Annotated in this window: 21 protein-coding genes; 7 read left to right on the top strand and 14 right to left on the bottom strand. The window is 69.9% G+C overall.

Annotation, left to right across the window (positions count from 1 at the left end; translation table 11 throughout):
* From OU415_RS15255 to OU415_RS15240, 4 genes are all read left to right on the top strand, one after another.
* Nucleotides 1-374, top strand: a 374-nt coding sequence (locus OU415_RS15255; RefSeq protein WP_270949409.1) for a hypothetical protein, incomplete at its 5' end; no start/stop codon positions are given.
* A 140-nt stretch (nt 375-514) separates the two neighbouring features.
* The gene (locus OU415_RS15250) at nt 515-5,485 is read left to right on the top strand and encodes an NAD-glutamate dehydrogenase (protein WP_270949408.1); all 4,971 of its coding nucleotides are present in this window, start codon (nt 515-517) and stop codon (nt 5,483-5,485) included.
* 59 nt (nt 5,486-5,544) lie between these two features.
* On the top strand, nt 5,545-5,976 hold the full coding sequence (locus OU415_RS15245; RefSeq protein ID WP_270949407.1) for an acyl-CoA thioesterase: 432 nt from the start codon (nt 5,545-5,547) through the stop codon (nt 5,974-5,976).
* Entirely contained in the window at nt 5,969-6,610 is a 642-nt protein-coding gene (locus OU415_RS15240) for a hypothetical protein (RefSeq protein ID WP_270949406.1), read from the top strand. Before OU415_RS15245 ends, OU415_RS15240 begins: the two co-directional genes overlap by 8 nt.
* Before the next feature lie 211 nt (nt 6,611-6,821).
* Here the strand turns inward: OU415_RS15240 and OU415_RS15235 are convergent, their stop codons facing one another.
* Together OU415_RS15235 and OU415_RS15230 are read right to left on the bottom strand one after the other, a co-directional pair.
* Entirely contained in the window at nt 6,822-7,028 is a 207-nt protein-coding gene (locus OU415_RS15235) for a hypothetical protein (RefSeq protein ID WP_270949405.1), read from the bottom strand.
* A gap of 34 nt (nt 7,029-7,062) precedes the next feature.
* Nucleotides 7,063-7,281 carry a zinc finger protein gene (locus tag OU415_RS15230; protein WP_270949416.1) on the bottom strand — a complete coding sequence of 73 codons (219 nt, stop codon included), beginning with the start codon at nt 7,279-7,281 and terminating at the stop codon, nt 7,063-7,065.
* Between OU415_RS15230 and OU415_RS15225 the strand changes: the two genes are divergently transcribed.
* Both OU415_RS15225 and OU415_RS15220 read left to right on the top strand, forming a co-directional pair.
* Entirely contained in the window at nt 7,272-7,388 is a 117-nt protein-coding gene (locus OU415_RS15225) for a Scr1 family TA system antitoxin-like transcriptional regulator (RefSeq protein ID WP_270949403.1), read from the top strand. The two genes, OU415_RS15230 and OU415_RS15225, sit on opposite strands and share 10 nt — an antisense overlap.
* Before the next feature lie 21 nt (nt 7,389-7,409).
* Entirely contained in the window at nt 7,410-7,604 is a 195-nt protein-coding gene (locus OU415_RS15220; RefSeq protein WP_270949402.1) for a DUF397 domain-containing protein, read from the top strand.
* Between the two features lie 58 nt (nt 7,605-7,662).
* Here the strand turns inward: OU415_RS15220 and OU415_RS15215 are convergent, their stop codons facing one another.
* The 4 genes from OU415_RS15215 to OU415_RS15200 form a co-directional block, all read right to left on the bottom strand.
* Entirely contained in the window at nt 7,663-8,256 is a 594-nt protein-coding gene (locus OU415_RS15215) for a GNAT family N-acetyltransferase (RefSeq protein WP_270949401.1), read from the bottom strand.
* Entirely contained in the window at nt 8,256-8,915 is a 660-nt protein-coding gene (locus tag OU415_RS15210) for a TetR/AcrR family transcriptional regulator C-terminal domain-containing protein (protein ID WP_270949400.1), read from the bottom strand. The genes OU415_RS15215 and OU415_RS15210 overlap by 1 nt, the downstream gene beginning before the upstream one ends.
* Before the next feature lie 167 nt (nt 8,916-9,082).
* Nucleotides 9,083-9,745, bottom strand: a complete 663-nt coding sequence (locus OU415_RS15205; protein WP_270949399.1) for a nitroreductase — start codon at nt 9,743-9,745, stop codon at nt 9,083-9,085.
* Between the two features lie 77 nt (nt 9,746-9,822).
* Complete coding sequence (locus OU415_RS15200) at nt 9,823-10,146, bottom strand: antibiotic biosynthesis monooxygenase family protein (protein ID WP_270949398.1); 324 nt, start codon at nt 10,144-10,146, stop codon at nt 9,823-9,825.
* 57 nt (nt 10,147-10,203) lie between these two features.
* Between OU415_RS15200 and OU415_RS15195 the strand changes: the two genes are divergently transcribed.
* Nucleotides 10,204-10,632 (top strand): MarR family winged helix-turn-helix transcriptional regulator, encoded by a 429-nt coding sequence (locus OU415_RS15195; RefSeq protein ID WP_270949397.1) that lies wholly within the window; start codon nt 10,204-10,206, stop codon nt 10,630-10,632.
* A gap of 4 nt (nt 10,633-10,636) precedes the next feature.
* Here the strand turns inward: OU415_RS15195 and OU415_RS15190 are convergent, their stop codons facing one another.
* The 8 genes from OU415_RS15190 to OU415_RS15150 all read right to left on the bottom strand — a co-directional run bounded on the left by OU415_RS15190 (nt 10,637) and on the right by OU415_RS15150 (nt 17,809).
* Nucleotides 10,637-11,902, bottom strand: a complete 1,266-nt coding sequence (locus tag OU415_RS15190) for an RNA polymerase sigma factor (RefSeq protein WP_270949396.1) — start codon at nt 11,900-11,902, stop codon at nt 10,637-10,639.
* Nucleotides 11,875-12,294 carry a YciI family protein gene (locus OU415_RS15185; RefSeq protein ID WP_270949395.1) on the bottom strand — a complete coding sequence of 140 codons (420 nt, stop codon included), beginning with the start codon at nt 12,292-12,294 and terminating at the stop codon, nt 11,875-11,877. Before OU415_RS15185 ends, OU415_RS15190 begins: the two co-directional genes overlap by 28 nt.
* Nucleotides 12,295-12,538: 244 nt before the next feature.
* Nucleotides 12,539-13,486, bottom strand: coding sequence for a hypothetical protein (locus tag OU415_RS15180; RefSeq protein ID WP_270949394.1), 948 nt, complete (start codon nt 13,484-13,486; stop codon nt 12,539-12,541).
* Nucleotides 13,487-13,490: 4 nt separating this feature from the next.
* Nucleotides 13,491-13,754 (bottom strand): hypothetical protein, encoded by a 264-nt coding sequence (locus OU415_RS15175; protein ID WP_270949393.1) that lies wholly within the window; start codon nt 13,752-13,754, stop codon nt 13,491-13,493.
* Nucleotides 13,755-13,856: 102 nt separating this feature from the next.
* Nucleotides 13,857-15,158 (bottom strand): heparan-alpha-glucosaminide N-acetyltransferase domain-containing protein, encoded by a 1,302-nt coding sequence (locus OU415_RS15170; protein WP_408641850.1) that lies wholly within the window; start codon nt 15,156-15,158, stop codon nt 13,857-13,859.
* Nucleotides 15,159-15,249: 91 nt separating this feature from the next.
* Complete coding sequence (locus OU415_RS38240) at nt 15,250-16,305, bottom strand: DUF3459 domain-containing protein (protein ID WP_333777860.1); 1,056 nt, start codon at nt 16,303-16,305, stop codon at nt 15,250-15,252.
* A 45-nt stretch (nt 16,306-16,350) separates the two neighbouring features.
* Nucleotides 16,351-16,743 carry a globin gene (locus OU415_RS15155; RefSeq protein WP_270949392.1) on the bottom strand — a complete coding sequence of 131 codons (393 nt, stop codon included), beginning with the start codon at nt 16,741-16,743 and terminating at the stop codon, nt 16,351-16,353.
* A gap of 88 nt (nt 16,744-16,831) precedes the next feature.
* A complete protein-coding gene (locus OU415_RS15150) occupies nt 16,832-17,809 on the bottom strand; it encodes a mechanosensitive ion channel family protein (protein WP_270949391.1) in 978 nt (325 codons plus the stop codon).
* Between the last annotated feature and the right edge of the window lie 59 nt (nt 17,810-17,868).

Here is a 17,868-nt window from a genome sequence, read left to right as displayed (position 1 = left end):
CCCGGCCGGAGCTCCCCACCGAGTCCCAGGAGCCACCGGAGGAGGAAGCTCCGAGCGAGGAGACCTGGCCGAACCTCCAGGTCGCGGAGCCGTCGCCGGAGCCCGCGGCCGATCCGGGACCAGCCGAGAAGATCGGCTTGGCCGAGCTGCTCACCGAGGCGCTGCTGGCCTACGAGACCGGTCGCCGCGGTCAGGAGGAGGCCGAGACGGCCCGCACCGGGCGGCACAGCGAAGCACGTGTGGCCGGTATCACCGAGCGTTCCCAGCTTTCCCGCACCGCCCTGGCGTCCACATCGGACGATCGCGGAACCGGTGCGGCGGCCAGGCACCGGAGGCCTGGAATCGACGCTGCGGCGGTAGATCCGCTGCTCTGAAACGTCCAGGTCATCGATCATTGTGCGGCTTTTCACGCGCAAGACCTCGGCGCCGCCCTCCGGCCGTCGCCGGAACTGGCAGTCTTATGGTGGAACCTGTGGGCACAAAGAGGTGCCGTCAAGCGTGGAGCTGCCTGAAGATGACCTCGAATCCCGGACAGTTGAAGACCGGACGACCGCAGACCGATGGGGAAGACTCGGCTGGGGATCGAACCGAGAACCCCGAAATCGTCAAGAGCCGCCTGCTCGACCGAGCAGCGGAGAGCGCGCCGGAGCTGGCTGAGCTGCTGCGCGCCTACTACCGGCACGTCCCGGCGGAGGAGCTCGTCGACGACGAGCCCACCGACCTGATCGGGGCGCTCCGGTCGCACCACAGGCTGGCCGCCTCGCGAGTCGCCGGCCGCCCGCTGGTGCAGATCTTCAACCCGGACCGGGCCGCCGACGGCTGGCAGAGCCAGGCCACCGTGGTGCAGATCGTCACCGACGACTCCCCGTACCTCGTCGACTCGGTGATCGCCGAACTCGGCCGCGACGGCGCCGAGGTGCAGCGCATCATCCACCCGATCCTCGCGGTCCGCCGCGACGTCGCCGGTGAGCTGCAGGACGTGCTGCCCGGGGCCGACCCGGCCGCGCCGCCCGCGGACGCGATGTCCGAGAGCTGGATGTTCGTCGAGGTCGGTCGGATCACCGACGAGGAACGCCTGGAAGCCATCAAGCAGGACCTGACCGACGTGCTCAACGACGTGCGCGAGGTCGTCGAGGACACCGAGCGGATGCACGCGGCGGCCCGCGCGCTGGCCGACGAGCTGGAGCAGAACCCGCCGCCGCTGTCCGACGCCGACGTCCACGACGGTGCCGGTCTGCTGCGCTGGCTGGCCGACGGCCACTTCACCTTCCTCGGCTACCGGCACTACGAGCTGGTCGACGACAACGGCTCCGACCCAGCGCTGCAGGCCGTGCTGGCCTCCGGCCTCGGCGTGCTGCGCGGCGACAGCGTCGCGGCCCGCAGCCTCGCCACCTGGCCGGACGGCCGCGCCAGCGCGCTGTCGACGGAGCTGCTGGTGCTGACCCAGGCCAGCGAACCGTCCACTGTGCACCGTCCGGTGCACCCGTTCTACGTCGGTGTCAAGACGTTCGACGAGTCGGGCAAGGTCACCGGCGAGCACCGCTTCCTCGGCCTGTTCACCACCACGGCGCTGCACGAGAACGTGCTGGACATCCCGTTCATCGAGCGCCGGGTGCACGACGTCATCCACCGCGCCGGGTTCCCGCTGGAGTCCTACTCCGGTCAGCGGATGCTGGAGGAGATCCAGAACTACCCGCGCGCCGAGCTGTTCTCCACGGACCCGGACACGCTGCAGGACACCATCACCGGTGTGCTGGCGCTGGCCGAGCGCCGCAAGCTCAAGCCGTTCCTGCGCCGCGACCCCTACGGCCGCTTCTTCTCGGTGCTGGTCTACCTGCCGCGCGACCGCTACACGACGAGCTCGCGGCTGGCCATGCAGGAGGTCCTGCTGGCCGAGCTGGGCGGCACCAGCCTGGAGTACAGCACCCGGGTCGGCGAGTCCGCCCTGGCGCGGGTCGCCTTCGTGGTGCACACCGACCCGGAGAACCAGGTCGAGCCGGACCTGGCGCGCATCCAGCGGCGCCTGGACGAGGCCATCCACACCTGGGACGACCGGATGGTGGAGGAGGTCGACGCCGAGCAGTCCGGCGGCCGCGGCGACGGGCACGTGGCGCGCAGCCTCTCCGAGGCCATGAGCCAGCTCGGGCAGCGCTACGCGGCGAGCTTCCCGGAGGCCTACAAGGAGGACTTCACCGCCGCCGAGGGCCTTGCTGACCTGCGGCGACTGGAGTCCCTGTCCGGCCCGAACGACCTGAAGATGTCGTTCTACGCGCCGCGCGACTCCAGCGGCGGGCAGCGCCGGTTCAAGATCTACGTCGGCGGCCGGGTCACCCTGTCCCGCGTGCTGCCGGTGCTGCAGAGCATGGGCGTCGAGGTCGTCGACGAGCGTCCGTACGAGATCTCGATCGACGGCGCCGACCAGCAGTACTGGATCTACGACTTCGGTCTGCGGCTCGACGCCGAGCTGCTGAGCGCGGTGGACGCGCGGACGCTGGACACGCTCCGCGAGCGGTTCGAGGACGCGTTCCGCGCGTCCTGGCTCGGTGCTGCCGAGGTCGACCGGTTCAACGCGCTGGTGCTGCAGGCCGGGCTGACCTGGCGGCAGGCGTCGGTTCTGCGGGCCTACGCGAAGTACCTGCGGCAGGTCGGCATCGCCTACAGCCAGGACTACATCGAGGACGCGATCCTGGCGCACCGCACCACCACGACCACGCTGGTCCGGCTGTTCGAGGCCCGCTTCGACCCGGCGCTGGACGGCGAGGACCGCGAGTCCCGCGAAGCGGACCTGGTGGAAGAGGTCACCAAGCTGATCGACGAGGTCACCAGCCTCGACGCGGACAAGATCCTGCGCAACTACCTCAGCCTGATCCGGGCGACCCTGCGCACCAACTACTTCTCGGCCGACCCGGACCGGGAGCGCCCGTACCTGGCGTTCAAGCTGGAGCCCAAGGAGATCCCGGGCCTGCCCGAGCCGCGGCCGCAGTTCGAGATCTTCGTGTACTCGCCGTGGGTGGAGGGCGTGCACCTGCGCTACGGCTCGGTCGCCCGCGGTGGTCTGCGCTGGTCGGACCGCCGGGAGGACTTCCGCACCGAGATCCTGGGCCTGGTCAAGGCGCAGGCGGTGAAGAACGCGGTGATCGTGCCGGTCGGCGCGAAGGGCGGGTTCGTGGTCAAGCGGCCGCCGGTGGCCACCGGTGACCCGGCCGCGGACCGCAAGGCGACCCTGGACGAGGGCATCGCCTGCTACCGGATGTTCATCTCCGGCCTGCTGGACCTGACCGACAACCTGGTCGGTGGCGAGGTCGCCCCGCCGCGCGACGTGGTCCGCCACGACGGCGACGACAGCTACCTGGTGGTGGCCGCGGACAAGGGCACCGCGACCTTCTCCGACATCGCCAACGACGTGGCCAAGTCCTACGGCTTCTGGCTGGGCGACGCGTTCGCCTCGGGCGGTTCGGTCGGCTACGACCACAAGGCGATGGGCATCACCGCCAAGGGTGCGTGGGAGAGCGTCAAGCGCCACTTCCGCGAGCTGGACGTGGACACCCAGACCCAGGACTTCACCGTGGTCGGCATCGGCGACATGGCCGGTGACGTGTTCGGCAACGGCATGCTGCTCTCCGAGCACATCCGGCTGGTCGCCGCGTTCAACCACATGCACGTGTTCATCGACCCGGAGCCGAACGCCGAGGTCTCCTTCGCGGAGCGCCGCCGCCTGTTCGAGCTGCCGCGGTCGACCTGGGACGACTACGACCGCAGCAAGATCAGCGCCGGTGGTGGCGTGTGGTCGCGCTCGCTGAAGTCGATCCCGCTGAACCCGCAGATCCGGCAGGCGCTGGGCATCGACGAGTCGGTGCGTCAGCTGGCCCCGGCCGAGCTGATCAAGAAGATCCTGCAGGCCCCGGCCGACCTGCTGTGGAACGGCGGCATCGGCACCTACGTCAAGGCGGCGAGCGAGACGCACGCCGAGGTCGGCGACAAGGCCAACGACGCGGTCCGCGTCAACGGCGCGGACCTGCGGGTCCAGGTCGTCGGCGAGGGCGGCAACCTGGGTCTGACCCAGCTGGGCCGCATCGAGTTCGCCCGCGCGGGCGGCAAGGTCAACACCGACGCGCTGGACAACTCGGCCGGGGTGGACTGCTCCGACCACGAGGTCAACATCAAGATCCTGCTGGACCACCTGGTGGCCGACGGGAAGCTGACCGGTGAGCAGCGCAACGAGCTGCTGGCCGACATGACCGACGAGGTCGGCGAGCTGGTGCTGGCCGACAACCACCGGCAGAACGCGGTGCTGGGCATTTCCCGCTCGCACGCCGGTCCGATGGTGTCGGTGCACGCCCGCCAGGTCACGGCGCTGGAGAAGAACACCGGCCTGGACCGCAAGCTGGAGGCGCTGCCCACGGTCAAGGAGTTCCGGGAGCGGGAGAAGAACGGCGAAGGCCTCAGCTCGCCCGAGCTCGCGACGCTGATGGCGCACGTGAAGCTGTCGCTGAAGCGGGACGTGCTGGCCAGCGGCCTGCCGGACACCGAGGCGTTCAGCAGCCGGCTGCCGGAGTACTTCCCGAAGCCGCTGCAGGAGCGCTACGGCGACGCGATCGCCTCGCACCCGCTGCGCCGCGAGATCATCACGACCTTGCTGGTCAACGAGATGGTCGACGGTGGCGGGGTGTCCTTCGCCTACCGCTTGGCCGAGGAGCTCAGCGCCTCCACCACCGACGCGGTGCGTGCCTTCGCGGTGGTCACCAGCGTCTACGACCTGCACTCGCTGTGGGAGCAGATCGACCGGATGGGCCGTTCGGTGCCGAGTTCGGTGGCCGACGAGCTGGTGCTGGAGAGCCGTCGCCTGCTGGACCGGGCGGCGCGCTGGATGCTGAACAACCGGCCGCAGCCGCTGGCCATCGGCGCCGAGATCGCCCGCTTCAAGCCGGTGGTCGCGGAGCTGTCCGGCGCGGTCCGCGGGCTGCTGCGCGGTCGTGCGGCCGAGGGCGCCAACGAGCAGATCGAGCGCTGGACGGCGGCCGGGGTTCCGGAGGAGCTGGCCGAGCGGGTCGGCACGCTGCTGGATTCCTTCGCGCTGCTGGACATCCGCGAGGTCGCCGAGCTGGCCGAGCGCGATGCCGGGGTGAGCGCCGAGCGCAGTCCGCGGGAGAGCGCGGACCTGTACTACGAGCTCGCCGAGCACCTCGACGTCGAGCGGATGCTGCTGGCCGTCAACGAGTTGGAGCGCGGGAACCGGTGGCACTCGCTGGCCCGGTTGGCGTTGCGGGATGATCTCTACGCAACGCTGCGCGCGATCACCATCGACGTCCTGCGGACCAGCGACCCGGGCGACGACGCGGAGCAGAAGATCGCTCACTGGGAGTCGGCCAACGAGTCGCGACTGGCTCGGGCCAACTCCTCGCTCGAGCAGATCGTGAGCTCCGGTCGGCTCGACCTGGCCACGCTGTCGGTGGCCGCGCGTCAGCTGCGCAGCATGGTCCGGTGAGTGCCGGGTGGCTCGCGGGCGACCGCGAGCCACCCGAACGGCAGGAAGGGAGCTCCCCAGTGGGCGCGTTCGTAGCAGAGGTTGCCCTGCGCTGGTCCGACATGGACGCGTTCGGGCATGTCAACCACGCCCGGACGATCACGCTGCTGGAGGAGGCGCGCGCCGATCTGCTGTTCACCGAGGCCGAGCGGCAGGGGCTGCTCGGCATGGCGGAGGGCATGGTGGTCGCGCGGGTCGTGATCGACTACCACAGCCCGCTGGTCTACGCGTCGAAGTCGCTGCAGGTCCAGATGTCGGTGCGCGACCTGAAGGCGGCGTCGTTCATAGTGGACTACACGGCTTACGCGCAGGAAGCGGTGGCGACCGCGGAAACCCTGATGGTGCCCTACGACCTGCAGGCCGGGCGTCCGCGGCGGCTGACCGCGGAGGAACGCGATTTCCTCGCGGAGTGGCAGCTCGAGCCGGCGAAGTCGGAGTCCCACCGTGCCTGAACTGCGAATGCCCGATGCGGTCGAGCGCGAGGACCTGGGCGCGTTCGTGGCCCGAGCGGTCCGCCTGGACGGCCAGGCCCTGGTGCGCCTGCGCAACCGCGCGGACACCGGCCGGGTGGACGTCTGGGCGGCAACACCGTTCGACGCCCTGTGCACGAGATCCGTTGCGGCGGAAGTGGATCCGGCGGACCTGACGGTCTCCGGCAACGAACTGCTGGCGACCCTGACGGTCGCGGGCGGCCCGGTGATGGACCCGGGCCCGCCCCGCGACCTGCTGTGGCGCTCGGAGCTGCCCCCGTCCACGGGCTGGCAGCGGGTGGACGACCTCCCGGCCAAGCTCGTCGGCGAGGTCGCCGAGCGGGGCATCGACGTGGCCAAGGACAACGTCGGTCCGAAGGGGACACCACCGGCATCGCTGCTGGACCAGGAGGTCTTCACGGTCTCCGGCTCGGGCTTCGAGGTGAAGGTCCCCCTCCGCTGCCTGTTCGTCCTCTCCGGCATGGGCTTCCTTGTCGCCAAACCCCCGGAATCCGAAATCGTCCGGGTCAGCGCCACGGACGCCTGGCTACGCCTCGACTCCCGCTACGGCGCGGTAGTCCGCCGCCGCCACGCGTTGCTCCCCCTCCTGATCTGACGCGCGACCGCTCGAAGGTCGTGCATGCAGGATCGGGTTGGTGCGCGGGGAGAAGGCGCACCAACCCGACCTGGACAGCTCGGTGGCGGCCGGGGGAGCAGCACCGAGCTGCGCTTACCGGGGTGGCCGGGCGCGAGGGAGGGGACACGCCCGACCACCGGGGGGACCGGTGCGGGGTCGGGGAATCACCGCACCGGTCCGGCTTCAGGGGCTAGGTCGGTTCGCGCAGGCGATGTCGACCTCTGCCGGAATCTTCTTGCCCTGCTTGCTTTTCTGCTTCTACCTGCGAGATCAGTTGCCAGACGGTGTAGTCGCCTTCGCCACCTCCGCTGTGACGTGCTCGCGGTAACCGGAAGAAGACCGCCGCGTAGATGAACACGTTGATCAGCGCGAGCGTGGAGAACTGGAGCCAGAACATGGTGAACCCCTTCACTGCTGGTGCGGATCTGCCGTCACTGCTGGCGGAATTTGAGGATTTCCCAGCACTCCATGCACGTCTTCTCGCGTATCCAGTCGACTTCCGGGGCGATCTGCTGCAGCTCGTCGCTGCTGACCTCGACCCCGCACAGGGCGTTGACGATCAGCCCCGACTCGGCTCGTCGCGCAGCCATGTCGAAGGCGTGCCGTCCGCCGGAAACCGGCTGCCACTGGAAGCCTCTATTTGGAGGAATCGCAGGAAATCGAGCGGTATACGCTGAACTTCGACCACCTCAGAGCAACCGCGCTGGATCCGCGTGACTCCGCGAAGCTGCTGACTGAGGTGGTGCGGGAGACGTAGCCGTATCCAGGGAGTTCACCGGTGTTACCCACGCAGGCCCGATGGCGCAAGAGCAGCTACAGCAACGGCGGCGGCAACTGCGTCGAGGTGGCTGTGGGGGTTGGTCGGACCGGAGTGCGGGACACCAAGGATCGGGCCGGTGGTGTTCTGGTCGTGACGGAGGCGCGGTGGCGGGACTTCCTCGCCGCGGCCAAGTCCGGTTCCTACGACCGGTGACTGACGCTTCTGGTTCGCTTGCTCGCAGGTGGTTTCAGCGGTTCTCGCGGAGCTGGGCTCAGTTCTGGGTGAGGCGCAGGGAGACGTAGTGGTTGATCCCGCTCCAGCGGGTGTGGTGGACCTTCCGGCGCTTGTACTCGCGGAAGCCGAGCTTCGCGTACAGCCGCAGGGCGGGCTCGTTGATGTCGGAGACCTCCTCCAGCAGGTACTCGCGGTACTGCGGTAGGGCGAGGATGTGCTCCAGCAGGGCTTTCGCGATCCCTCGGCCGCGGAATTCCGAAGCAGCCGCGACGAACTCGATCGAAGCGACTCCGTTCCGCGGCTCGGGGAAGGCCTCCCGGAACATGCGCTGGAAGGTGATGGTCGCGAAGGTTCCCTTGAACAGCCCCAGATGTTCACGCAGTTCCGCCGGGTTGCACCGGACCGACCGCTGCCGTCCGTTGGTGCAGGCGGCGATCGCCGCAGGCTCACCGTCGACCAGGGCGACGTGGAAGACGTCGAGCACCAACGTGTGCGCGAAGGCGTCGGCGAGCGTGCGCGGATCCTTTGAGAAGTAGGCGAAATCGGGGCCGAAGCCGTCGACGAAGACCTCGGCGATGCGCCGCCGGTAGCTCTCACCCAGTTCAGCGGCCGGTTTGACGTCGATCGTCATCATCTTCCCCGCTCGCGTCGGGTGATGAGCGCCTGGATGCCGTCCAGCAGGAGGTCCAGCCCGAAGGTGAAGTCGGCGTCGTCGACCCACTGCTCCGCCTGGCCGAAAGCGCCCGCGTGGACGGCCGCGAACAGCGCTGGATGCCCTCGGTCATCGAGGACTTCGGCGAGGGTTTCCGCGTAGCCGGCGGGCCCGGGCGATGCTGCTTCGTCGACCGGGCCGTGCAGGCCGAGGGCGAGAGCGGCGCTGCTCCGGGCGTAGCCGGACAAGGTGGTGGCGATGTTGATGCCCTCGCCGGCGTCCAGTCCGGTGCCGTCCAGCGCGGTGAGCACCCGGTCCAGCCAACGCAGCGCACGCGGCCCGGTCGGCGGGATGGTCGGTGAGCTGCTGAGCAGCCAGGAGTGGTTGGTGAGGACGTCGCGGTTGGCGCGGGTCCAGGTGGTGAGGTACTCGCGCCACGGCACGCCGCCGGGTTCGGGAGGTTCCGGCGTGGCCGCGTCGGCCATCGCGGTCAGCAGGTCGTCCTTGCCGCCGACGTAGCCGTACAAGGCCATCGTCGACACGTCGAGCCGCGCGGCAACGCTGCTCATCCGCACCCCGGCCAGCCCCTCGGCGTCCGCGATCTCGATGGCGGCGGCGGTGATCTGGTCGAGGCTCAAGCCACGCCGAGGCCCCCGCCGAGAGGTGGGTTCCCGTCCCCACATCCGCGCGATGACCGCAGGCAGTTCCCGATCGCTTCCGATGGTGCACCTCCGCTGCTCCCGAATCCCAGATTCACCGTACCACGTACAGTGTATTAAGTACGGAGTTTTGCAGGGCGGCGGAATCAGTCCAGGAACGTGGTGGTTTCGGCGAGGGATGCGCGGGTGGTGCGGACGGGCTCGGTCGTCGTGTCCTCGTAGCCGATCGACACCCCGCAGAACAGCACGAGGTCGTCGGGCGGGGACACGACCTCTGCGACGGTTCTCCGGTACACCGACCACGCCATCTGCGGGCAGCTGTGCAGGCCCTCGGCGCGGAGCAGCAGCATGAGCGTTTGCAGGTAGAGACCGATGTCGACCCATTGGGCCGAGCCGAAATCCCTTGGGACGTAGCAGAACAGGGCGGCCGGTGCGCCGAAGCAGTCCCAGTTGGCGGCGACGGCTTCCCGGCGTCCCCGCTCGTCCTCGCGTGCGACCCCGAGTGCGGCGTAACGACGTTCGGCGGCCGCCGCTCGGCGCTCGTGGTACGGAGATCCCAGTGCTGGCGGGTACATCTCGAACTCGCGCGGGTCGCCGGGGTCGCCGGCAGCCAAGCGCTCAGCGGTGCGTTTCTTCAGCTCCGCCAGCGATGACCCCGTCAGCACGTAGCAGTGCCACGGCTGGAGGTTCCCACCTGAGGGGGCCCGCTGAGCTGCGGTGAGCACGCGTTCGAGCGCTTCCGCGGGCACTGGCTCGTCGCTGAACCGGCGCACCGCGCGGCGGCTCGCTACTGCTTCGTAGACGTTCATCGGTTTCCTTTCGCGTCAGCCGTGTTGCGGTCTCATCGGTGTTGACCGCTGGCGACGGGAAAAGGTGACCAGCACGTTCAGCGGTGGTGCACGGATTCCACTGCGTGCAGGTGTGGTTCGTAGTGGTCCGCCAGTTCGGCGGCCTGCTGCATGTGGGTCCGGGCGGTCGGGTTGCCGAGCATGGCGTGGAAGTCCTCGGCCGACCTCCACTGGGCGTAGTTGACGACCTTGGTCCCGTCCGTGCTGGCGTGGATGTTGGCGGAGATGAAGCCGGGCAGGTGCTGCATGACTTCCTCGGTGGCGTGCGCCAGCAGGTCCACCAGGGCTCGCTGGCGGTCCGGCTGGACGGTGAACACGTTGATCAAGGTGGCGATCGGGGCGTCGGTCGAGATGGTGGTCATGGTGGACTCCACATTGTCAGGTTCCTTACATCGCGAATTATGTGTAAGGTTCCTGACATGAGTCAAGAGGACGTGCGCGAGCGGGTCGGCTACCTGATCAAGCAGGCGCAGCAGTCGTTCCACCGCTCGTGCGAGGAACGCCTCCGCCCGCTTGGCCTGTCGATGTCCCAGTACGCGGTGCTGCGCGCACTGGCCGACGCGCCGGGGGCGCCCGCCGCTGAGCTCGCCCGCCGCACCTTCGTCACGCGCCAGTCCCTGCGCGACGTGCTGAACGGACTCCGAGCGGCCGGTTTGGCCAGCGTCTCGGATCAGCCCACGTCCGGCCGGGCTCGACCGGTGAGCCTCACCGACCGGGGACGCGCGTTGCTCGGCGAGGCTCACAGCATCGTGCTCGCCGTCGAGGACCGCATGACCGCAGATCTCGCGCCCGATGACGTGCGCCGGCTGGCCGCGCTGCTGTCCACCTGCGTCGCGAGCCTGGGCTGAGCGGTCAGCCCAGGTCGGCGAGTTTGCGTTCCAGGACCGTTCGTTCGCGGTCGTTGGCGCACAGCTGGATGGCTCGTCGCAGTTCGGTGCGGGCTTGATCGGTGTCGCCGAGGCGGATGAGCAGTTCGGCCCGGACGCCGGGGAGCTGGTGGTTCGGCAGGGCTTTGCCGGCGGCCAGCTCGTCCACGATCGGCAGTGCTGCTGCCGGGCCGCGGGCCATGCAGACCGCGACCGCCCGGTTGAGGTCGACCACGGGTGACGGGGCGAGTCGGCCGAGCGCTTCGTAGAGGAGCACGATCCGCTCCCAGTCCGTCTCGTCGACCGACGCCGCCACGGCGTGGCATTCGGCGATGGCGGCCTGCAAGCCGTAGGCGCCCAGACCTCGGCCGACTGCGGTGGCTCGGGCCAGGGCGGCTCGTCCCCGGCGGATCGCGGCGTGGTCCCAGCGGCGCCGGTCCTGGTGCTCCAGCAGCACCGGTTCGCCGTCGGGGCCGGTGCGGGCGGGGAAGCGCGCCGCCGTCAGCTCCAGCAGCGCCAGCAAGCCGTGGACCTCGGGTTCTTCCGGCACCAGACGGCTCAGCACCCTCGCGAGGCGCTGGGCTTCGGCGGCGAGGTCGATCCGGATCAGGTCCGCGCCGGAGCTGGCCGAGGACCCTTCGGTGAAGATCACGTAGATCGCGCTGAGCACCGAGCCGAGCCGCTCGGGCCGCTCGGCCGCCGAGGGCACGGCGAACGGCACCTGGGCTGCCGCGAGGGCCTTCTTCGCCCGGGTGATCCGGGCTTGCGCGGTGGCGGTCGGGACCAGGAACGCCTTGGCGATCTGGTCGCTGGTCAGGCCGCCGACCACCCGCAGCGTCAGCGCGATCCTCGCCTCCGGCGACAGCACCGGGTGGCAGGCGGTGTACATCAGCGCCAGCACGTCGTCGTCGATCCGGTCCGGATCCCACAGCTCGTCGCCGGCGCCGTCCTCGCCCACGTCGCGGGCGAGGACGGCGTAGCGCTCGTCGAGGGCGGACCGGCGGCGGAACACGTCGATCGCGCGGCGCCGGCCGACGGTGAGCAACCACCCCGCGGGGTTCGTCGGGGCGCCGTCGCGCGGCCAGGTCACGAGCGCTTCCGCGAACGCCTCCTGGGCGAGGTCCTCGGCGAGGGCGAAGTCGCCGGTGTAGCGGGCGAGGGCGCCGACGATCCGGGCCGACTCGATCCGCCACACCGCCGCGACCGCGTCACGACCGGTGCCGGTCAGAGCTGACCCGTCGCCTCGCGCCAAGCCCGCTCCTTCTTGATCCACTCGTTGTCCTGCGGGAACTCGTCGATGCCGGGCACCCGGCGGATCTCGCACTTGGTGCCGGGTCCGGCCAGCGGCGCTCGCTTCGCCCACGCCACGGCCTCCTCCTTGGAGGCGACGTCGAGGATCCAGAAGCCGCCGAACAGCTCCTTGGTCTCCCCGTAGGGACCGTCGGTGACCACCGGCGGCTGCGACGAGTAGTCGACGACCACGCCGTCCGCGGCGTCGTCCAGGCCTTCGGCGGCGACGAGGACTCCCGCCTGGATCATCTCGTCGTTGAACCGGCCCATCGACTCCAAGATCTCCTCGAAGTCGACGTTCTGGAACGCCTCGTACGACTCGTCGGTGGCCCGCATGATCAGCATGTACTTCACGGCTCTGCCTCCTGGGCTGTCCGGGTCCCGTTCGGACCCCTTCACCCCTGGGTCGAACGGCATCACCGCGGATCGACGCACCCGCGGAAAAAAGTTCCTGGCAGCCTACGACGTCCGGTCCACCCACCGGAACACTTCCGCGATGCGGTACCAAGGTTCCGATTTCTGCAAATTCAATGGAAATCGGACATCGAAATTCCATTGAATTTGCGGACCACGAGGCACCGGGCCACGCGGTGCCGGACTACGAGGTGCCGGTTTGCGGTGGGTTCGTCGTGGTGGGTTCCGTTGGTTGTGTTCCGGTGGTCGGAGGCGTTTCGGTCGGGACGGTTTCGGTCGGCGTGGTCTCCGTCGGTTGGCCGGTCGTCCTGGTGGGCGTCGACGTCGTCGTGGGTGGCTGCGTCGTCGTGGTCGGGGCCGTCGTTGTCGTCGGCGCCGTCGTCGTGGTCGGGTCGGTGGTCGGTGGTGTCGTGGCACTCGTCGGCGGAACCGTGTTGGTCGTCGTCGGGTCGTGCGTCGGCGGTGCCGACGACTGGGCCGGCGGTGAGGACTGGGCCGGTGGTGGAGACCCCTGCGCCGGCGGTCGCGGCGAGATGCCTCCGGTGGTGTCGGGGCTCTGCGGCTCCGAGCGCGTTTGCGCGTCGGGAGAACCGGACGTCCCCGCGGGTGTGCCCGGCTCTGGTGCGGGCGGAGCTGGGAGCCGTGCGACCACCGGGGAGCCCGGCGCCGTCGCGAGCTCCGGTGTGGTGCCTCCGGAGCCGTCGTCGATCGGGACCTTGGAGTGCGGTGGCAGCCGGTTGAAGATGTCCGGCGGGATCAACCCGAAGAACGGGTCCGCCAGCGGCGCCGTCAGCGCGTAGCAGCCCGCCGCCACCGACGCGCCGAGGAACGCCGTGGCCAGCGCGACGCGGAACTGCTTGCGCAGCGGCAGCCGCTGGTCCGACGGCGGGACCGGCGAGCCCAGCGGCTCATCGGTCAGCCAACGCCGCACCGCCGGGCCGCCGCGCGCGTGGGACGACCACACCCGGCCCAGCCACGTCGTGGCGTTGTGCAGGCGGTTGCGCAGCGTTGCGATGGGCAGCGGGTGCATCGACAGCGGCGCGCGCACCCATCCGGACTCGGCGCCTTCGGTGTCGCGGATGACGCTGCTGAGGCGCTCCTGCAGGAGCACCGGATCGCTCGGGGCGGACATCGCCTCACCCCTCGGCGTCGCTGAAGCGGAGGCTGGACAGCGCCACGCCGTCGTAGCGCCACCACCGCTCGGTCGACAGGTCCAGGATCCAGGCGTCCCGCTCGCGCAGGACCAAACCCACGCGCAGTGCCCGGTGCCGGAACGTCGATTCGTCGATGGTGCCGCGCTCCAGCTCGTCGAGCAGAGCCCGGTAGTCCGCCATCGCCTTGCCCAGCGCCGGCGGTATGTCGACCGCCCCAGCTCCACCGGTCCGCTGCCGGATGTTCATCGAGCCACCCCCCAGAGGCACATGGAATCCATCCGTCCACGCGACCCCAGGATGGCCCGGTTCTGGCAGGGGCGAAAGTCCTCGGAGCGGTAAAGAGCCTGATCAGGAGCGTCGGGCGAAGCGGTCGGAGAGCCAGCGGACCGACTCGCTGACCGCGCCCTCCAGCGGGCCGCGGCGGAAGAAGCGCTTCCAGACCAGCGGGAACGCGATGGCGAAGATCAGGAACACCTCGGGCATGAAGGTGCAGATGAACGCCACCACGCCGTCGGGCATGTGGCCGTCGCGCGGGAACGCGGGCATGCCCGGCGTGTCCGGCAGGTCCGGGCCCATCGTCGACAGCTGAGCCAGCGGCTCCGGCACCCCGCTGAGCGAGTAGCCGCCGACGACGATCAGCCAGGCCATCGTCGCCGCGTGGAGCGCGTACAGGGTCAGCGCCATCGACCCGGCGGCGGCCAGCGGCTTGAACAGCTTGCCCACCCGGTCGGTCAGCATCAGGCAGACCGCCAGGATCACCAGCGCGATACCGCCGGAATCGAGCAGCTCGAAGGTGGTGCCGCTGTGCGCGGTGGTGGCCAGCAGCCAGTGCGGGTGCTCGATCGGCACGGTGCCCTCGGTCGGCCCCGGCGGCTCGCCGTCGAACGTCTGCAGCAGCCACTCCGACACCCGCCAGCCGGCGATCGACACGGCCAGCCCGGCCACCGCCAGCCAGCAGCGGACCTTCGTCGAGCGCAGGTCCAGGCGTCCGACGGCCATGCCGAGCAGCACCAGCGGCAGGTAGGAGAAGGTCGGGTAGAAACCGAGCAGCAGCAGGTCGAAGACCCCGGCCTTGGCGATCAGGTGCCCCGGGTCGACGGTGTTGACCGCGGTGACCAGCCACGCCATCGGGGTGTCCCCGGCGATCCAGGTGCGCAGCACGAACGACACCTGCGGACCCACCAGGGCGGTGACCGCCGCGGCGATCAGCAGACCTCGGGCGCGCAGCCGGATGAACGGCACCGCGAGCAGGAAGTACAGCCCGTAGAACGGGATGATCACGGTGAGCAGGAAGCCGGTCGCCTCGGTGGCCTTGGCCAGCAGGATGCCCAGCACCAGCAGCAGCACCGCGCGCAACGTGATCCGCAGGCGCGCTTGGCGCAGCGCATCGCCGGTCGGGGGAGTGGTGCGCCCGGACAGCAGCGCCAGCGACACCCCGGCCAGCAGCGTGAACAGCGCCGTGGACCGGCCGCTGGAGAACTGCGCGACCCACACCTCGGCGTCACCGGTCAGGAACGGCACCCCGAAGTGGATGCAGAACATGCCCAACACGGCCAAGAACCGTGCGACGTCTACCCCGACCAGTCGGCCTGTGCGTGGTTGCGGCCGAGCAGTGCTCGTCTCGGGCGCAGTAGCCGCAATAGCAGTCATGGCATCCAGCAGGGTCTCGGGATCTCTTCCAACAACGTTACCGACGGTGGAACGAGCCCTTGCACGGCCCGTGACGCCGGAGAGTGCAGGCTCACACGAGCCAGGCGGCGGTGCCGGGCGGCAGCTCGTCGCCTTCCACCGGGCGGGAGGACAGCAGCACCTCGCCGGGCGGCAGCGGCACCGGGGCCGCCGAGGTGTTCAACGCGCAGATCAGGTCGCTGCCGACCCGGCGGAAGGCGAAGCAGTCCTCCGGCGCGCCGAACCACTCGACCTCGTCACCGGTGAACGCCGGGTGGCTGATCCGGGTTTCCAGCGCGTGCCGGTACAGCGACAGGGTGGACTGCTCGTCCTCCAGCTGCGCTTCGACGGTGAACGCCGCCCAGTCCGCCGGGATCGACGACCAGTCGCCGCTCGCCTCGGAGAACCCGAACGGCGGCTTCTCGCCCTCCCACGGCATCGGGATCCGCTCGGTGCCCGGCAGGCCCAGCTCCTCGCCGTGCCGCAGGCACACCGCACCGGGCAGCGCCAGCTGCACCAGGGCCATCGAGCGCACCGGGGTCAGCGCGGCCGCATCCCGGCTGCGCTGGGTGTCGCGGCTGGCCATCGCCCACGCGGTGCGCCGCCCGGGCGTTGCCAGCGCGCCGGTGATGACCTTGCGCAGCGGCTCGGCGGCGAACCCGGCGATCGCCAGGTCGAGGTTGAACGACAGGTGCCAGCTGCCGGCCCCGATCACCACCCGGTCCGGGTACTCGGCCAGCACCGATTCGACCGCGCCGGTCGGGTCCTCGCGGGGCGCCAGGTGGAACCCGTCCACGCCGTTCGCCAGCCAGGGCTCGAGCACCGCCGCGGGGTCGTCGCGCGCCGGATCCACGTCGAGCGCGAGCATCACCCGCATCCCGGAGCCGCGCGCTTCGGCGAGCAGCGCGGCGAAGTCCTGGGCCGACGGGTCCAGCCCGGCGGCACCGGCCAGCACGACCGCGTCCACGCCGAGCAGCTCCAAGTAGCCGAGCCGACCGCGCAGCCCTTCGAAGTCGCCGACACCGTCACCGTCGGCATCGGCGAACGTGCCGACGTCGACCTGGTAGCACACCGCGTCCCACCACCACGGCCGTTCGCCGCGGTCCGACCTCGCACCCGCCGCCCGCATCACCGGATCCTTCTCTCGGAGCTGTTCACCGACCTGCCGGTCCTGTCAGAACCACGAGTTGACCATGCTCTCGGCGGCCATCTCCATGTACTGCCAGAGCTGTTCGCGGTGCTGCGGCGCGAGCTTCGCCTCGTCCACCGCGATCCGCATGCAGCGCAGCCACGCGTCCCGCTCGGTCGGGCCGATCTTGAACGGGGCGTGCCGCATCCGCAACCGCGGGTGTCCGCGCCGGTCGGAGTAGGTGTGCGGGCCGCCCCAGTACTGGATGAGGAACAACCGGAGCCGCTCCTCGGCCGGACCCAGGTCCTCCTCGGGGTAGAGCGGGCGCAGCAGCTCGTCCTTGGCCACCTCCTCGTAGAACTTCGCCACGATTCGGTGGAAGGTCGCTTCGCCGCCGACCTGCTCGTAAAAGCTCTCCACGGAAGTCACGGGCCCCATCCTCTCAAGTGCGGTCCGCCGAACTCCTCCCGCGTAGCGGTGCAGGCGGAACGGACGCGCCCGCCTGCACCGCGCAGAGCACCGGCCGTCACAGCTCCACTGGGCTCGACGGCGGAATCGGCCGGCCGTAGGGGTACGGCGGTTCGATGTCCTTCTCGTCGTAGGCGCGCTTGATGTCCGCGCGCAGCCTGCGCTGCACCGACCACTGGCGGCCGGGGCGGACCTTGACGGTCAGCCGCAGCGTGACGGTGTCGGGAGTGATCTTGTCAACGCCCAGCATCTCCGGCTTGTCCAGGACGTCCTTGGACAGCGGCTCGCGCGAGGTGGCGTCGGTGGCCACCTCGGTGGCGACCGAGATGGCCTTCTCCACGTCACTGCCGTGCGAGATCGGGAAGTCCACCACCGCGTAGGCGAAGCCCTGGCTGGAGTTGCCGACCCGCAGGATCTCGCCGTTGCGGACGTACCAGACGGTTCCGTTGATGTCGCGCAGCGTGGTCACGCGCAGGCCGACGGCCTCCACGGTGCCGCTGGCCTCACCGAGGTCGACCACGTCACCGACCCCGTACTGGTCCTCGACCAGCATGAACATGCCGGACAGGAAGTCCCGCACCAGGTTCTGGGCGCCGAAGGCGACCGCGACACCGAGCACACCGGCCGAGGCCAGCACCGGCGCCACCTGGATGTCCAGCTCCTGCAGCACGTAGATCGCGGCCAAGCCGAAGATCACCAGCGAGGCGATCGACTTGAGCACCGAGCCGATCGTGCGGGCGCGCTGCAGCCTCCGCTCCGAGAGCAGCTCGGCGGTCAGCGCGTCGGTTCGGCGTTCCCGCAGCGGGTTCAGCAGCTTCGGGGGCTTGCCGTTGCCCTGGGTCAGCTTGGTGATCGTGCGGTGCACCAGCCAGCGCAGGATGAACGCGATGATCAGGATCATCGCGATGTGCAGTGGTTTGGCGATGATCAGGTCGGAGTACGAGGCCAGCCATTCGTTGCCGGTCCAGCCGTAGATCGTGTTGCACCAGCCCGGCTCGCTGACGCACTCCGGTTGGGTCAAAAGCGGCAGTTCCATGGGTCGGGGGTTCTCCATGCTGTCGTTCAGATGCCCGCGACGAAGGTGATCGCACCGTC

The organism is Saccharopolyspora oryzae (assembly GCF_027853915.1).
GTDB lineage: Bacteria > Actinomycetota > Actinomycetes > Mycobacteriales > Pseudonocardiaceae > Saccharopolyspora > Saccharopolyspora oryzae.
Note: the sequence above shows the minus strand (reverse complement) of the source record. Positions and strands in the feature narration are given on the sequence as shown.

Coding starts and splice junctions, on each gene's coding strand:
- OU415_RS15235 (WP_270949405.1), bottom strand. CDS start 7,028: ATGTTCTGGCTCCAGTTCTCCACGCTCGCGCTGATCAACGTGTTCATC.
- OU415_RS15180 (WP_270949394.1), bottom strand. CDS start 13,486: ATGTCCGCCCCGAGCGATCCGGTGCTCCTGCAGGAGCGCCTCAGCAGC.
- OU415_RS38240 (WP_333777860.1), bottom strand. CDS start 16,305: ATGCGGGCGGCGGGTGCGAGGTCGGACCGCGGCGAACGGCCGTGGTGG.
- OU415_RS15175 (WP_270949393.1), bottom strand. CDS start 13,754: ATGAACATCCGGCAGCGGACCGGTGGAGCTGGGGCGGTCGACATACCG.
- OU415_RS15215 (WP_270949401.1), bottom strand. CDS start 8,256: ATGACGATCGACGTCAAACCGGCCGCTGAACTGGGTGAGAGCTACCGG.
- OU415_RS15155 (WP_270949392.1), bottom strand. CDS start 16,743: ATGGGGCCCGTGACTTCCGTGGAGAGCTTTTACGAGCAGGTCGGCGGC.
- OU415_RS15250 (WP_270949408.1), top strand. CDS start 515: ATGACCTCGAATCCCGGACAGTTGAAGACCGGACGACCGCAGACCGAT.
- OU415_RS15170 (WP_408641850.1), bottom strand. CDS start 15,158: ATGACTGCTATTGCGGCTACTGCGCCCGAGACGAGCACTGCTCGGCCG.
- OU415_RS15150 (WP_270949391.1), bottom strand. CDS start 17,809: ATGGAACTGCCGCTTTTGACCCAACCGGAGTGCGTCAGCGAGCCGGGC.
- OU415_RS15205 (WP_270949399.1), bottom strand. CDS start 9,745: ATGAACGTCTACGAAGCAGTAGCGAGCCGCCGCGCGGTGCGCCGGTTC.
- OU415_RS15200 (WP_270949398.1), bottom strand. CDS start 10,146: ATGACCACCATCTCGACCGACGCCCCGATCGCCACCTTGATCAACGTG.
- OU415_RS15195 (WP_270949397.1), top strand. CDS start 10,204: ATGAGTCAAGAGGACGTGCGCGAGCGGGTCGGCTACCTGATCAAGCAG.